A 14835-nucleotide genomic window follows, 5' to 3' on the forward strand; every position below is an offset into this window, starting at 1 on the left:
GCACATGCGATTTGAAGTACATCCACAAAATCCTCAGGCCCGCATTGTTAAGCTGGCCGCCGCCGCCCTGGAAGACGACGGTCTTGTTCTGTACCCTACAGAATCCGGTTATGCTATCGGCTGTAACGCAGAATCCCCCAAGGCCATCCACAAACTTTATGCCTTGAAAAAGCCCATGAAGAAGTTCTTTATGGCCCTGATCATTCCCGATATCCGTGCCGCCACCGACTACGCCCGCATCGACAATTTCGCCTTCAACATCATGAAGCCCCGCGTACCCGGCCCCTTCACCTTTATTCTGCCCGCCGACCATCACATCGCCCGCCGCCTAGACGTAAAGCGCCCCGAAATCGGCGTGAGAATGCCCACCCACCCCTTCTTCAAGGAACTGTTCCAGCATTTCGACAAGCCCATCCTCAGCACCGCCGCCAAGCTCAGCGACGAAGACATCTACGAGCCCGACGAACTCTGGAAAACCTTCGAGCATTCCGTAGACATGATGGTGGACTGCGGCCCTATCGAAATCTGCCCCACCAACATCATCAGCCTGGTCAAACACGGCGAAGTGGAAATCATCCGCGGCGAGCTGGACCCGGAGATGTAGACTTCACGTCAACCATCGTCATCCCGAGCCATCAATTATCGTCATTCTGAGAGCCGCAGGCTCGAAGAATCCATGACGAACCTTAAACGCATTTCGTCATTCTGAGAGCCACAGGCTCGAAGAATCCACGACGAACCTAGAACAAATCAAAATACAAGTCCTTCCACGTTGGATTCATACTCTCCAACAGTTTTATCTTACGTTCTCTTTTCCACCCTTTTAAAACCTTTTCTCTTTCAATAGCAAAACGAACATCATTGTATTCTTCGAAATATCCAAGCTTATCAACTCCATATTTCTGCGTAAAACCAGGAATTGCCTTGCTTTTGTGTTCGGAAACTCTGCGTTTCAGATCATTAGTAACACCAATATATAGTGTCCCATTTCGTTGACTAAAAAGTATATATGTGTAGCTATGTTTCTCCATAAAAACGAAGATACCAAAAAAGGACTGTCATTTGATGACAATCCTCTTTTTTACTTATGTACTGGATCCTTCAGGGCTACGCCCTTCAGGATGACGTAACGCCGTTAACGAACCAGCATTCCCGCGACACACTTTGACCACTTAGCACTTTAGTGCTTAGTGGGCATGATCCCCCTTGCGGGGAGAGCAATTAAACCATAGCTGCAGAAAATTCTGCTTCGGTCACCAGGTCTTCACCGATGAACACCTGACCGGCATACTTGAAGATGCCGCGACGAGCCATGCGGAGGTCAGTGAGACGGACCTTCAGGATGATATCGGTAGGAGGAATCACAGCCTTGCGGAAGCGGCAGTTTTCCACACCCATGAAGGCGGGGCGCTTGCCAACAGTCTTATCTTCCATTGCGATCATGGTCAGGAGAGTTGCTGCCTGAGCCATGGATTCAATCTGGATCACGCCGGGCATCACCGGATTGCCGGGGAAATGGCCCTTGAAGAAGTCCTGTTCGCCAGTCACATGCATACGGCCCACCAGAGAAGGGGGATTTTCTGCAGTGCCATCACCCATGTTCAATTCCAGGATTTCGTCAACGAAAGCAAAGGGGAACTTCTGGGGAAGAACTTCGTGGCAAACATCTTCGCCGTAGAGAACGCCTTCTTTATCAGATTTTTTCAAAGAGTCCAGCAGAGACATAAGGTATTAACTTCTCCATGATTTGTCGGTGAGAAACGTGCCCACCGTTGGTGATTTCAATCCGCACCTTGGGGAGTGCAGGACAAATGAATGTTATATCGCCAATTAAATCTAGTATTTTATGCATGGCAGGTTCATTGGCGACACGGAAATTTTCGTTGCAGGGGCATCCTGCGGAGGCTTTTGCGTCTAAAAGAAGTCCGCAGCTTTCATCTACGCCTTTTAATAGACCGTTGGACCGCGCAGCGTCAAGTTCTAACTGAGAAATAAACGTGCGGGCCATAAAAATCTGAAACAGGTTCTCTGGAGAATAAAGGCTAACCGATGCGGCCGACTGCAAGTCGCAGGTGTCACCGCGGGCCACACTGCGGTCCAGAACGTACTCCACCTCGAAAGTTTCTGCAGGCATGATACGTACATGGCCATAGGTTCGCGGATTATCACCCGACGTTTTCAAATCCCAGTTAGCGTTTACCGGGGCATCGTAAAAAACAAGTTCTTCAGGCTCCCCCGCAGCTCGGCGCAGGCCATAGAAAAACGGTGCAGCAGAACCATCCATCAAGGGAAGTTCTGCAACCTTCGCGGCGGACTTGCCGTCTGCTCCACAATTCACATCGGCTCCGCTCACGATATTCACGTTAAAGCGGCGGTGGGGCCACATCAGAAAAACAGGAGCCAGATGTTCCGGGCTGGCCATAGCACCGCAGTTCAAACCGACAGCATGGGCGCGAGCCTCGTCGTCGTAGGTGTAGATGGCTGTACGGGCAGCTTCAAACTTCAAGTCAGAAAAAATCTTGCAAAGATCCGTGCGGTAGACTTCCTTACCATCTACGCTCCAGACCACTCGGGGCTTGTGTGTAGGATCCCTTTCCAGAACGTCCACCGTCACCATGGCGTTCTTGTAGCTCAGCGACGGAGACTTAAATTCATAATGCTGTGAATTGGTCGTCATAACTTTGGGCAAAGATAGTATAACTTTCCATACCTTGTGATTTGCCCTTTGTCAGTAGCATCTTTAGTGCGGTTTTCGCATTTTCAACGACGTTTTTACAAGGTTTGCGTTTTACATCCGTCTTTTTTTGTGTAAATTTAAGGCGAACTTTTTTTGATTTTTCAAAAACGGGCTTTGCCCGACCAAGCTTTACAAACCAAAAGGAATAATATGCGTAATTGCTCCTCTCTTAAGATTGATGGTCCTTGCAAGATCTACCTCGAAGAATCCGAACTTCCGAAGCAGTGGTACAACGTCCGTGCCGACATGAAGAAGAAGCCGGCACCGCTCCTGAACCCGGGTACCGGTAAGCCCATGACTGCCGCCGAACTGGAAGGCGTGTTCTGCTCCGAACTGGTCAAGCAGGAACTGGACAACGATACCGCATATATCGACATTCCTCAGGACATCCAGACTTTCTACAAGATGTACCGCCCGTCTCCGCTGGTCCGCGCCTACTTCCTGGAACAGGCCCTCGGCACTCCGGCTCACATCTACTATAAGTTCGAAGGTAACAACACCAGCGGCAGCCACAAGCTGAACTCCGCTATCGCCCAGGCCTACTACGCCAAGCAGCAGGGCCTTAAGGGCGTGACCACCGAAACTGGTGCAGGCCAGTGGGGTACCGCTCTTTCCATGGCTTCCGCCTTCTTCGGCATTGACTGCCAGGTTTACATGGTGAAGTGCTCCTACGAACAGAAGCCTTTCCGTCGCGAAGTGATGCGCACCTACGGCGCTTCTGTCACTCCGTCTCCTTCCATGAACACCAACGTTGGCCGCAAGATCAACGAAGAATTCCCAGGCACCACTGGTTCTCTGGGTTGCGCTATTTCTGAAGCTGTTGAAGCAGCCGTTACTCAGGAAGGCTACCGCTATGTTCTTGGTTCCGTGCTGAACCAGGTGCTGTTGCACCAGTCCGTGATCGGTCTGGAAGCTCAGGCTGCATTCAAGAAGATCGGTGTCAAGCCCGACATGATTATCGGTTGCGCTGGTGGTGGTTCTAACCTTGGCGGTCTTATCTCTCCGTTCATGGGCGAAAAGCTCCGTGGCGAAGCTGACTACGATATTCTGGCTATCGAACCTGCAAGCTGCCCCAGCCTTACCCGCGGTAAGTACGCTTACGACTTCTGCGATACTGGTAAGGTTTGCCCGCTGGCCAAGATGTACACTCTGGGCTCCAGCTTCATTCCGTCTGCAAACCACGCCGGTGGCCTCCGCTACCACGGCATGAGCTCTGTCCTTTCTGAACTCTACGATCAGGGCCTGATGCGCGCTGCTTCCGTAGAACAGACAAAGGTGTTCGAAGCTGCTAAGCTCTTCGCTCAGACCGAAGGTATCCTGCCGGCTCCGGAATCCAGCCACGCTATCCGCGCTACTATCGACGAAGCTCTCAAGTGCAAGGAAACTGGCGAACAGAAGAACATCCTCTTCGGCCTCACCGGTACCGGCTACTTCGACATGGTGGCTTACCAGAAGTTCAACGACGGCGAAATGAATGACTACATCCCCACCGATGCAGACATCGCAGCAAGCCTCGCCAAGCTCCCGCAGGTCTAATAGCGGAAAGCAGAAAGGTTAAAGCGTAAAGAAATTTCTTTAATCTTTGTCCTTTAAACTTCAACCTAAATCTCGTGGGTTCCCTACGAGATTTTTTCTATTTTATCGTTTATAAAAAAGGAAGGCCTTACAATGAACTTTAAGAAAATTTTAGCACTTTCAGTTGCATTGATTTTTTCTGCAGCCCAGGCTGAAGATGTCATCAAGATCGTCCGTGTGGATGACAATAATTTCGAAAAGGAAATTCTCCATACCGACAAACCTACCATCCTGGATGTATTCTCTTCCAGCTGCCCGCCTTGTTTGATCATGATTCCGACCCTCATCGATATCGCAAAGAAGTATCCCGATGTTAAGGTGGCTTCCGTGGGCTTTGACGAACCTAACGTTCAAAAGATCAAGAATACCTTGCCTATCCAGGCCTTCCCCACTTTCTTCTTGATTAAGGATGGCCGAGTCATCAACCGTATCCAGGGTGCCGCCAGCGAAGCGGATTTGCTCGCAGCTCTTCAGTATACTCCTAAGGCCCAGCCCGCAGCAAAGCCAGCCAAGGCAAAGAAAAAGACCGGCACCCAGAAGTTGAGCTGCTCCGCCAACGGCCAGTTTGGTGGCCTTCAGAACCATGTGACGATGACCCTTGTAATTACCGATGACCATATCGATAACGTCGACCTGGTTACCGACGTTTTTGTTCCGCCTGAAATGGACAGCCGTCGTGATCATATAAAGCAAATGTTTATTCAAAGCGGTAAGGGTACTGTAGAAGAAACGATTACCGGCTTTAGACTCCACACTGCAAATGAAAGCCCCTTTATCAAGGCAATGAATATGCAGCGCAAGTCCAGCTATGCCGAAATGAAGGCTGGCCTGGAACTTCAGGGCTTCAAGTGTAAGTAATTAAATTTGCGCCCTTTTAACTTACGGCCCATGGCATCGAACTTGCCTTGGGTCTTTTTTATTATTGTCGGGCGCACGCGATTGGCAATTCCTGTGGGATCCTTATTTTCGACAAGTTCCTTATCTTCGTCAATGGTGTACCACTTTGAAATTTCGGGGAGTTGGGTAGCATCTTCGGGAGCCTGGGTACGGCCTGCTCCATAAACGGGATCGCTGAGCATACCGTCATCCACCATTCCGTAGAATACGCCAGAAGTCAGTTCCTTGGTAAAGTTGTTTTCAAGGTCTCCACGGAGTTGTGCGGTTCCGCTTAGCTTCTTGCTTGCCACCGCCCACATGATGCCATAAACTTGGGCATCATCTGCGATGGTAGAATTCACGATAATAGAAAGTGCGCCCACCTTAGCGTTGCCAGAAACGCTACCGCTAACTAGCCAAGCGTCGTCCGTCAATCTAGCGTTATCGCTGATGGTTCCCGAAGTCACCAGGGCGCGTCTAGAAACAACCGCTTTTCCGCTGATGGTCCCGCCGTTAACAACAGCGTAATCTTCAATGCGGGCTTCACCGCTAACGGTTCCCCCGTTGACAACTGCATCGGGGCCTACGTAGGCGGTAGCAGCCACCTTTGCCTTGGAGCTTACCCAGCCTCCGCCATTGGAATGCCTTGTATAGTTAGCGGTACTTGTCGGCGTCCAAGCCCCATCCTCATAACCTTCCGGTTTGCCGTTCTCAACACGGACCATGTAGGGGTATCTGTAGATGGTGTAGTAAAACTGGTCCCAGGTAACGGTGTAAAGGTCCTTGGGAGTAGCTGTCACCGCAAGCCAAAGGGCCTTGTCGTTTGCCTTGGTCTCGATGCTCAGATTGAACGCCGTTCCCGACTTCATTTCACTGTAACGGGGCGTTCCGTCGGAGCCTTCGGCCACCAGTCCCACAGTCCAGCTGGAGCCAGGGTCGGGCATAATTTCAGGTGACAGGTTGCAGAGATTTTTTTGCACCCACTTGTTCTGGGCATCGGACCATTCCCACACAGTTTCGGTTCCCAGGCAACCAAATTCAGACAACGGTTTAGAAGCCTGCACAATGCCGCGGAACTTGACGGTTACCTTTCCTGCGGAGTCGGGATAGATTCGCACCAGGTTGTAGCCGAAACGTTGCGGAGCCCAGTAACTGGGTACTTGATAGAAACTATCCACTTCATCCAACATGGTAACACGGCTGTGTCTGCGGTAGATGTCGCCGGAGCCTGTGGTGCGGCGGGTGGCGAATTCGTAGTCTCCCCAGGTCTTTTGGTATAGCGCCTTTTTTGCCCCGGCATATTCCAGGGTGGCGTTCTTCATGGCGAACTTGCCGAACTGGGCAGTCAAATCTTCGTAAGTCCAGTCGTAGGCGCCAATCATGGCGCTAAAGGGCGTCTGGGAGGAGTAGCCAATTTCGCCATCGTCAATCTTATCCATCCACATGCGGTTCACCATCTGCACGCCTTTCCAGCCTCCGCCAAATTCCTCTTTCAGATGTTCCATGAACTGCCAGTTGCAATAGCGGTCGCGGGAACTTCCATAATACAAGTACGGAAAGTTGATCAGCGCCTCGGAACAGTAGTGGGCGTCAGTGGGGTTCACCTGATGGGCCATCCAGTTGGCGTGGGATTCGCAGATCCAGCCGGCGGTGGCGTTGGAACCCATCCATCCGGCAACGCTCTGCAGGCCGTGGGCGTATTCGTGTGCCAGACCCCACAGGTCCTTGAAGGCTCCAGAACCTAGCCAGAGACCCGGGGAACATTCGTCCTTCCCTGCCCCGTTCTTCACGCAGGCTTCCGTGTTGCCGCCGCCGTAAAGGGCCGCCATCTTGGAATCCTCGAAAAGGTAGGCCACACTCTTCAGTTTTTCATTGGCGTTGCTGGGCTGGGGGTACATCCACTTTGCGGAATCGTGGTAAACCGAGAAAATGTGCTCCAGAGTGTTCAAGGCGTTCTGCGCAGTGGAATTATCCAAGGTGGCATTGTTGGCGGAGCCATCGTCGTGAGTCGCCTTCTTGCAGATTTCAAAATGGTCTGAGCTTGCCAAAAGTGTGTGACCCGCCGATGCACAAACCGGTTTCCAGGTAACGGCCGAGAAGGCGGTCCCCACTCCAACGAAACTTATAAGGCTAGCGGTTACCGCCAGCGATTTAAATCCAATCATAAACACTCCTTAATAACCAATCATCCCTAATTGGCCTACTTTGGAATATAAATTCTTAACTAAAAAAAGGGCCTGGACCTCGGGGCGACAAGCGCTAATTGTGTTTAAATCCGTGTAAAAAATCCCGCCTTTTAAAGCGGGACATAAACGATTCATAAAGCGGAATTTTTCTAGAAGTTGTCGTCGCGATCGAACATGTGGGTCACAAACTGCACCACCAGTTCCTTGTAGACTTCTTCACTGAACATGGGCTTTTGCAGCAAGTCGATGGTTTCCTTGGAAAGGGTACCAGTCTTTGCCAGTTCCAGACCGCCCTTCTTGTACTTGGCTCGAAGCATGTTCAGGCGACGTTCGCCGCCACGATGGTGCAGTGCGCGCATCTGAGGGCAAGCCACCAGGGTGTAACCATCAGCACCCAGAATGATGTTGAACTGTTTGATGATGGGTTCATAAACAACATCCAGATCGCACCAGGCACAGCTCGAAAGCAAGATGATCTTCTGGCCGGGCTTCTGGTTCTGCAGACCGTGCATGGGCCTGTCCATGGCGCCGGGCTCGTTGAGTCGCTGGCCCATATACGGGTGGACCATGCCTACGATGCGGTCCATCAGGCACTTCATCTGGCCGGGTACCCCAAACAGGTAAAGGGGGAAACTCCAGATGACGATGTCAGCCTCTTCCAACTTCTTGCGGATCATGGGAACATCATCGTCCTTCATAAAGCAGCTGCCATCGGGGCGGCCCCAGCAACTGAGGCAACCGCGGCAGGGCTTGATGTTCATGCGGTCGATGTAGATGTATTCACTTTCAAATTCGCCACCTTCCAGAATACCTTCCACAAAGGCATTGGTGGGGATAAGGGTTCCGCTCCGTTCATTCTTGGGGCTAGCCACCATTACAAGCACTTTCTTCTTATCGGACACTTTTCTATTCCTAATGTTTATGAGGTAGCGAATTTAAAACTTCTAACTTTTTTGCACAATCAGATTTGTAAAAATGCTTTCAGCTCATCCATGCGGCGCTTGGCGTATTCAACACCATGGTCGTAAGATTCGTTCATCTTTCCCATGTCGCAATCAAACTGGTCGCACAAGTCGATTTCGGGGCGAATCAGGAATAGCTTGCCCTGCTTTTCAAGCTTTTCCATTTCCAGGAACATCTTGTCGTAACGCTTCAGGCGAACCATCAGGGCGCGGAACAAGTCGGGATACTTGCGCTTATACATCGGGTTCAGCACAGCACGATACTTGCGGAAATCCGTTACCGCCTCGCCAGGGTAATGGGTCGAAAGGGCCACCACCTTGTCGCAACCTTTTTCGAAGGCTCGTTCAAAAGGAACCGGCACCGTAATGCATCCGTCGGCGTAATGCTTATCGCCAATGGGCGCCATGGGGAAAAGCATAGGCAAGGCACAGCTGGCACTGATCAAATCCAGCAAGCGCTTCTTGTCGTTCTTTTCGGACATGAATTCTGCACGGCCGGTTTCGCAGCAAGTCAAGCCAATTTCGCACTCGATTTTCGAATTGGAATAGGCTTCGAAATCCAGAGGCATCTTGCCGTCGGCGGCATCGTAATTCAAGGCGTAGTATTCCTTGTGGATGCCAATATATTTGTTAGCCCACTTATGACCATTCTGCAGACGGGTAGGCAGCATGATAAAGCGCAAACGGCCCTGCTGGCGGGTGATGTAGTTTAAAGCGGCGTGGGCGCCGGCCGAAACTCCAGCCACGTAAGAAAAGCAATCTATGCCTTCGTCCATCCAGGTGTCAAGCACACCGGCGCTGAACATAGTCTGACGGGAACCGCCTTCTAGAACAAGACCGAACTTCACTTTGACACCTCTACATTTTTAGCCGCATTTTCTGCTGTCACTTCTTCAGGCGTTTCTTCGGGGGGCGGCAGGATTTCGTTTACGTTCCTACCCTGAGCCTGCTGCTTCAGCTTCCAGACCTTCTGACGGAAGTATTCGCTGCGTTCCGCCAGGTGCTGGGAAGAAGGAATTCCCTTCACACGTTCAATCTTTTCTTCTCCGCCAAAGACCAGCGCAGTGCGATGCCCACGCTTATAAGTACCGTCATGACCGACGCACACAACAGGCACGCCTGTGCTGCGGGCCAGGAATGCAAAGCCCGACTTGAATTCGTTCATCAAGCCATCTTCGCGGCACTTGCCTTCGGGGAAAATAATGACGGACTTACCGGCTTCCAGGTTTTTCTTGGCGATCAAGGCCCATTCTGTGTCCAGATTGTAGCGGTCACAGGGAATCACATGGACGCGGGTCAAAATCCAGTGGAAGCACTTCATCTCGAACCAGTCCTTGGCCACCACGATGTTCCTGTTCTTGAAAATCAGTGAAAGGAGCATGATCGGGTCGCAAGGAGAACAATGGTTCGCGATAATGATTCGCGGTTCCTTGAACTTATAAGATTGAACCGAAGGATCGGTAAAAGTAACCTTGGGGCGGAATACAATAAAGAAGTATGCTCGAACCGAGTAGATGACCGTCCATACAGCAAGCTGCATAAACGGTTCCGCCAACAACTTTAGGATGCGTTTCAATTCCAGACCTACTTACCCAAGGAGTCCTTGGGAATGGTGGTAAAGGTAAGACTGCCCTTGGCGTGAAGATTTCCGTTTACCTTGACCACACAGTCAAAGCCAACAATAATGCCACCACCCTTGGTCTTGTTCACGGCAATTTCAAGCTGGTCGCCGGGAATCACAGGCTTCACGAACTTGAAACCGTCAATCTTCAGCAACACATACAGCTTGTCATCCAGATCTTCGGGCTTTTTTTCAATCACCAGGGAGCAGAGCTGAGCGCAGGATTCCACAATAAGCACACCCGGCATAATGGGGGTGCCCGGGAAATGACCCATGAAGTAGGGTTCATTGACGCTAACGTTCTTGATGCCCACAGCAGATTCGTTGGGAACCAGTTCCGTCACCTTCTCGATCATCTGGAAAGGCGGACGCTGGGCGATCTTTTCGCTAATTTCAAAAATATTCATGGAACTCATAGAGAGAGACCTCCATCCAGCACAAATACCTGGCCGGTTACATAGGAGAACTGGTCAGAAGCAAGAGCCGAAACCATGTTGGCCACGTCTTCGGGGGTACCAAAACGCTTCAGGGGGATATTCTTGAGGTAACCTTCGCGGGTTTCTTCGGGAATGGCCTCGATCATGTCGGTAGCGATAAAGCCCGGAGCAATGGCATTCACGCGAATGCCCCAGCCACCCAGTTCCTTGGCAAGAGTCTGGGTCATGGAGTTTACTGCACCCTTGGTGGCACTATAGACGCTCTGGCCGGGCAAGGCGAACTTGGAGCTGACCGAAGACATATTGATGATGACGCCGGACTTCTGCTTGAACATCTTGAGGCCCACAGTCTGAGCGCAGTAAAGGTAGCCCTTCACGTTCAGGTCGAAGCACTTGTCCAGGGTTTCCTGGCTGATTTCAAGCAGGTACTGATCGCGGACGATACCGGCATTGTTCACAAGCACATCGATGCGGCCATAAGCCTTAAACACATCACGGACCATGGCCTTTACCTGGGCCAGATCGGCAACGTTAGCCTTATACACCATGCCGTCGCCACCTTCGGCCTTGATCAAGTCAAGGGTTTCGGCAGCAGCTTCGTCGGAACTGGAGTAGTTCACCACAACGGTGAAACCATCGCGGGCCAAGCGCAGGGCGCAAGCCTTACCGATACCTTTCGATGCACCTGTAACAATCGCAACCTTCATCAATATCTCCTTCTCAAGTAAATTACTTACCGAATACTACGGCGCTATAGGAACCGCCTGTAGCAAAGGCAACCACCAAAATCTTCTTAAGACCAGCTGCGTCAACGTTCTTCCTGGAAACGGATCCGTCCTTGGCCACGAAGTAGGCATTGTCGCTTTCCATTTCGCCAGAAAGCAGCAGGGCGGCTTCGGCGGCAGCCAAAGTGGCAGAAGCGGCACGGCCTTCGCCAACGCGTTCCTTCACTTCGAACAGGGGAAGAGTTTCCAGCTTATCGCCAAATACGCGGGCCAGGGATTCCTTTTCAATGTCATCCACTGTCTTGAAACCGTCGGCAAAACCGCAAACGGCGTCAATGTCAGCCACAGCGAGGCCAGCATCCTTAAGGGCATCGTTAATGGCGTTGTCCAAAGCTTCGCCAGAACCGGCAACCTTACCGAACTTCACGTTCTTACGGCCATTGCCGTAACCCAGGGCGTAGCAGTAAACCTTGGCGTCGCGAGCCTTGGCATATTCCTCAGTTTCCATCATAATAGAAACGGAACCGTCGCCAACCACGAAACCTTCTGCGTTGTCGAAGGGAGCCACGACCTTATCGGCGGCCACATTCAACTTCTGGGCAAATTCAGTAATAATGGGCAGGTTTTCGTCGGAACCGGTAGCCATCATGGCGCTTTCCTGACCGTCATAAATAACGCTCATGGAGTATCCGATGCTATCGAGACCAGAAACAGGACCCGTCGTAATGGTCACGCCGTAGCCCTTGATGCCGGAGCAGATGGAAAGGTAACCACCTGCGGCATTGTAAACGGTATGGGGGAACTTGAAAGCACTGCCGTTGGCATTGCCCTGTTCCGCAATCAATTCTTCAAAATCATAAGTTGCACCCAGGCCACCTTCGCTGGTACCTACGATAATGCCCACGTCCTTGGCATTGTCATCGGTAACGGTGAAGTTTGCGTCCTGGAGAGCGCGCATGCCGGAAACGGTCTGGAGTTGACCCAGATTATCCAACTTGCGGTAGAATGCCATCTTGATTCCCAATTCCTTGTAGTCATCGTTGGTGATGGTGGAATGGACAGAGGCACTTTCGGGCTTGGCATCGTTCTTGACAGCATCCAGGTAAGCCAGCTTGGAATTACCCAGGGGGCTTACGATACCGATACCGGTAACGGCAATCTTCTTGCCCTTTGCCGGCTGCTTTACTACATCGCCAGCCATCTTACTAAAGACAATGCTTGCGTTGGTGCCACCGAATGCCACGTTATTGCTCATAACGCAGTTCAGTTCCTTGGACTTGGGGGTGTTCTGCACAAAGTCCATCTGACCGACCTTGGCCTTGAGGGCTTCAGAATCTTCGGCAGTATAATGGAGTGTGGGAAGAACGGTATTTGTGGTAAGAGCCTTGATGCTAAAGACGGCTTCGATAGCACCTGCGGCACCCAGGCAATGACCAGTCATCACCTTGGTAGAACTTACACTAATAGTGGGATTTTCTTCGGCAAAGAACTTGCCAAAGGCGTTGATTTCGGCATTATCATTCTTGCCGGTACCAGTACCATGGGCATTCAGATAGCCAATGTCAGACCTCTTGATACCAGAATTCTTGACAGCGCGACTCATGGCTTCGGTCAGGCACAGACCATCTTCACGGGGGGCGGTAATGTGATGAGCGTCACTTGTCACGCCAGAACCCAGCACTTCGCAATACTGCTTGGCACCGCGCTTCTGGGCATGTTCGTAAGATTCCACAACTACGATGCCGGCGCCTTCACCCAGAGTAATACCATTACAATGGTTAAAGGGAGAGCAACCGTTTTCGTCAAGTGCGTGGAGCGAAAGGAAGCCGGAATAAGGCACTGCGGCAAAGGAATCTGCACCACCTGCGATCACCACGTCGGCACGACCGGCACGAATCAAGTCGCAAGCCAGGGCGATAGAGATGGTACCTGCAGCACATGCATTTGCCACGTTGGTCACGATGCCGCCAGCTCCACAAGTTTCAGCAACCTGGGATGCGATGGAAGCGATGGGCATCTTGGGAATATCAGCAGCCGGGCGGCCATTCTGGTGGTAATGTTCCACGCTAATGACACCACCCACGCAGCTACCGATGATCACGGCGACACGCTGGTCGTCGCCAAAATTTCCGAGATTGGCATCTTTTAGAGCTTCATTTGCCGCCTTAATGCAAAGTTTGGAGGCGCGATCCTTTTCTTCGGGAGCATCAATTGCATCCAGGGAGTCGCAATTCACTTCTGCGGCAAGATCTGCATAGCAGTTCTTGGTATCTACAGAGGTGGTCTTATGAATACCCGAAACAGAATTTAGGGCATTTTTCCAAGTTTCTTCAACATTGTTACCGATGGCACAAATAACGCCAAGACCGGTAACGACACAGCGGCAGTCATTAGAAGTCATAAAAGATAAATCCGAAAATCAGATTGAATTACTTGTGAGATTCAATAAAGTCAGCAATGGTATCGATGCTCTGGAAGGGTTCCTTGCCCACGCCAGTCATAGAAACACCAAAGGTGCTGTCAACGAAGGAGATGATTTCCAGGGAGTCGACGGAATCCAGGCCGATTTCTTCACCGAAAAGCGGGGTGTCATAGTTCAGAACGTCACCATCCACACCCAGATCAGACATAAAGAATGCCTTCAACTTGCTCTTAACTTCTTCATTAGCCATGCTAATCCTCTCTTTTTTTATGGTTTAATTTTTTTTGGCACAAAGATACAAAAATCTTTCTTCAAAAAATCCCCAAAAAGGCTGCGAGGTGCATGAATGGGCCATTTTGGCGTATGAATGAAGAAAAAAATGAATTTTAGCGTGATTTTCGTCCTAAATTTTTGAAATCCGGAGTCAATTTTACACAATTTGTGTCCTTGGGAACCCCTCGATAAAGGGATAATTCCACGTTAAAAACACCTTTTGTGCTGGCCGCAACCTGCCAACGGCTCCCTGCCGGACATTCTCCCAGGGGTATTTTAGATACGGCACTAAAACGGGTTGCAGTTACCTTCATGTCAAATGCGTCTGTAGACAGGGAATCTGTCATTTTTAAGGCAGCCGGACCTCCAATAGTCTTATTCTTGCCAAAATAGGCTTTCTGGGCATCGATATAGGCCAGGGCTTTCAGCTGCATATCTTCCAGATTTCCCTCAACGGAATTGGAGATAACTCGCTGATGACAGGTAGAAATTCCCAAACAGAGTATAATAAGTGTTATAATGATGGCAACAGGAAACGCTAACTTTTTTAAGGGAACGTTGCCGATTGTTTCGAGAACTTGTCGCGGGTTAACCCTTTCTCCTTCGTCGTCACCTTCCCCATTTTCCCATTTTAGCAACTTGAGGGCCACCAGAATGTGGACAAATTGCCTCGGCAAGGCAAGACCGATTAAGGCAATTGCCAACAGGGCGATTGATAAGGCTAACAAAATGGCCAGGGCCGTATCTGCTGCAGGCAAAATATCCTGAACTTCTTTCAGAAGACCTAAAAGCTGTTTGTCTTCTGCAAAGTTGTTAGAGGCGAATCGCCCTGTAAAATTATTATAGCGTGCAAGACCCAAAGTCACTGCATCATTCGCCATAACAAGAACCGCTGCAAGAACCCGCTGAATAAACAGCATCAACATGCCGGCAAAGGCGATTACGGCGGCCACCAACCGCCCCGTTCTTACAGCGGTCAACCCGTAGTTTATCTCTTTCTTTTCACTCATTTGTCCTCATT

The 14835-nt window shown here is 50.8% G+C and carries 15 protein-coding genes; 3 read left to right on the forward strand and 12 right to left on the reverse strand.

Annotation, left to right across the window (positions count from 1 at the left end):
* The first annotated feature begins 4 nt into the window (after positions 1–4).
* Positions 5–604 (forward strand): L-threonylcarbamoyladenylate synthase, encoded by a 600-nt coding sequence (locus tag B7992_RS04410; RefSeq protein WP_073161039.1) that lies wholly within the window; start codon positions 5–7, stop codon positions 602–604.
* 136 nt (positions 605–740) lie between these two features.
* On the opposite strand, the gene B7992_RS04415 is transcribed toward B7992_RS04410, so the two are convergent.
* The 3 genes from B7992_RS04415 to B7992_RS04425 all read right to left on the reverse strand — a co-directional run bounded on the left by B7992_RS04415 (position 741) and on the right by B7992_RS04425 (position 2677).
* Positions 741–1031, reverse strand: coding sequence for a GIY-YIG nuclease family protein (locus B7992_RS04415; RefSeq protein ID WP_088665661.1), 291 nt, complete (start codon positions 1029–1031; stop codon positions 741–743).
* A 190-nt stretch (positions 1032–1221) separates the two neighbouring features.
* On the reverse strand, positions 1222–1707 hold the full coding sequence (locus B7992_RS04420) for a 3-hydroxyacyl-ACP dehydratase FabZ family protein (RefSeq protein WP_254794956.1): 486 nt from the start codon (positions 1705–1707) through the stop codon (positions 1222–1224).
* Positions 1694–2677, reverse strand: a complete 984-nt coding sequence (locus B7992_RS04425; RefSeq protein ID WP_073161029.1) for a UDP-3-O-acyl-N-acetylglucosamine deacetylase — start codon at positions 2675–2677, stop codon at positions 1694–1696. The genes B7992_RS04420 and B7992_RS04425 overlap by 14 nt, the downstream gene beginning before the upstream one ends.
* Positions 2678–2887: 210 nt before the next feature.
* Between B7992_RS04425 and B7992_RS04430 the strand changes: the two genes are divergently transcribed.
* Together B7992_RS04430 and B7992_RS04435 are read left to right on the forward strand one after the other, a co-directional pair.
* On the forward strand, positions 2888–4273 hold the full coding sequence (locus B7992_RS04430; RefSeq protein ID WP_088665662.1) for a TrpB-like pyridoxal phosphate-dependent enzyme: 1386 nt from the start codon (positions 2888–2890) through the stop codon (positions 4271–4273).
* 132 nt (positions 4274–4405) lie between these two features.
* A complete protein-coding gene (locus tag B7992_RS04435) occupies positions 4406–5170 on the forward strand; it encodes a co-chaperone YbbN (protein ID WP_073161022.1) in 765 nt (254 codons plus the stop codon).
* Here the strand turns inward: B7992_RS04435 and B7992_RS04440 are convergent.
* From B7992_RS04440 to B7992_RS04480, 9 genes are all read right to left on the reverse strand, one after another.
* Entirely contained in the window at positions 5149–7353 is a 2205-nt protein-coding gene (locus tag B7992_RS04440) for a DUF6055 domain-containing protein (RefSeq protein ID WP_141100368.1), read from the reverse strand. The genes B7992_RS04435 and B7992_RS04440 overlap by 22 nt on opposite strands.
* A gap of 170 nt (positions 7354–7523) precedes the next feature.
* On the reverse strand, positions 7524–8276 hold the full coding sequence (locus tag B7992_RS04445; protein WP_088665664.1) for a flavodoxin family protein: 753 nt from the start codon (positions 8274–8276) through the stop codon (positions 7524–7526).
* A 59-nt stretch (positions 8277–8335) separates the two neighbouring features.
* Positions 8336–9184: a patatin family protein gene (locus tag B7992_RS04450; RefSeq protein WP_088665665.1), complete on the reverse strand. Its 849-nt coding sequence runs from the start codon at positions 9182–9184 to the stop codon at positions 8336–8338.
* Positions 9181–9912: a 1-acyl-sn-glycerol-3-phosphate acyltransferase gene (locus B7992_RS04455; protein WP_254793727.1), complete on the reverse strand. Its 732-nt coding sequence runs from the start codon at positions 9910–9912 to the stop codon at positions 9181–9183. The genes B7992_RS04450 and B7992_RS04455 overlap by 4 nt, the downstream gene beginning before the upstream one ends.
* Before the next feature lie 8 nt (positions 9913–9920).
* Entirely contained in the window at positions 9921–10373 is a 453-nt protein-coding gene (gene fabZ, locus B7992_RS04460) for a 3-hydroxyacyl-ACP dehydratase FabZ (RefSeq protein ID WP_073161010.1), read from the reverse strand.
* Positions 10370–11101: an SDR family NAD(P)-dependent oxidoreductase gene (locus B7992_RS04465; protein WP_073161008.1), complete on the reverse strand. Its 732-nt coding sequence runs from the start codon at positions 11099–11101 to the stop codon at positions 10370–10372. The genes fabZ and B7992_RS04465 overlap by 4 nt, the downstream gene beginning before the upstream one ends.
* Positions 11102–11123: 22 nt before the next feature.
* Positions 11124–13520 carry a beta-ketoacyl-[acyl-carrier-protein] synthase family protein gene (locus B7992_RS04470; RefSeq protein WP_088665666.1) on the reverse strand — a complete coding sequence of 799 codons (2397 nt, stop codon included), beginning with the start codon at positions 13518–13520 and terminating at the stop codon, positions 11124–11126.
* Between the two features lie 28 nt (positions 13521–13548).
* The gene (locus B7992_RS04475; protein ID WP_073161004.1) at positions 13549–13791 is read right to left on the reverse strand and encodes an acyl carrier protein; all 243 of its coding nucleotides are present in this window, start codon (positions 13789–13791) and stop codon (positions 13549–13551) included.
* Between the two features lie 136 nt (positions 13792–13927).
* Positions 13928–14824, reverse strand: a complete 897-nt coding sequence (locus B7992_RS04480; RefSeq protein ID WP_073161002.1) for a hypothetical protein — start codon at positions 14822–14824, stop codon at positions 13928–13930.
* Positions 14825–14835: the final 11 nt, after the last annotated feature.

Origin of the sequence: Fibrobacter sp. UWH1 (assembly GCF_002210365.1) — a bacterium.
Taxonomy (GTDB): Bacteria; Fibrobacterota; Fibrobacteria; order Fibrobacterales; family Fibrobacteraceae; genus Fibrobacter.

Excerpts from the sequence above, each read along its gene's own strand:
- B7992_RS04410 (WP_073161039.1), top strand. The coding sequence starts at position 5 with ATGCGATTTGAAGTACATCCACAAAATCCTCAGGCCCGCATTGTTAAG.
- B7992_RS04470 (WP_088665666.1), bottom strand. The coding sequence starts at position 13,520 with ATGACTTCTAATGACTGCCGCTGTGTCGTTACCGGTCTTGGCGTTATT.
- B7992_RS04430 (WP_088665662.1), top strand. The coding sequence starts at position 2,888 with ATGCGTAATTGCTCCTCTCTTAAGATTGATGGTCCTTGCAAGATCTAC.
- B7992_RS04425 (WP_073161029.1), bottom strand. The coding sequence starts at position 2,677 with ATGACGACCAATTCACAGCATTATGAATTTAAGTCTCCGTCGCTGAGC.
- B7992_RS04435 (WP_073161022.1), top strand. The coding sequence starts at position 4,406 with ATGAACTTTAAGAAAATTTTAGCACTTTCAGTTGCATTGATTTTTTCT.
- B7992_RS04440 (WP_141100368.1), bottom strand. The coding sequence starts at position 7,353 with ATGATTGGATTTAAATCGCTGGCGGTAACCGCTAGCCTTATAAGTTTC.
- fabZ (WP_073161010.1), bottom strand. The coding sequence starts at position 10,373 with ATGAGTTCCATGAATATTTTTGAAATTAGCGAAAAGATCGCCCAGCGT.
- B7992_RS04480 (WP_073161002.1), bottom strand. The coding sequence starts at position 14,824 with ATGAGTGAAAAGAAAGAGATAAACTACGGGTTGACCGCTGTAAGAACG.
- B7992_RS04415 (WP_088665661.1), bottom strand. The coding sequence starts at position 1,031 with ATGGAGAAACATAGCTACACATATATACTTTTTAGTCAACGAAATGGG.
- B7992_RS04475 (WP_073161004.1), bottom strand. The coding sequence starts at position 13,791 with ATGGCTAATGAAGAAGTTAAGAGCAAGTTGAAGGCATTCTTTATGTCT.
- B7992_RS04465 (WP_073161008.1), bottom strand. The coding sequence starts at position 11,101 with ATGAAGGTTGCGATTGTTACAGGTGCATCGAAAGGTATCGGTAAGGCT.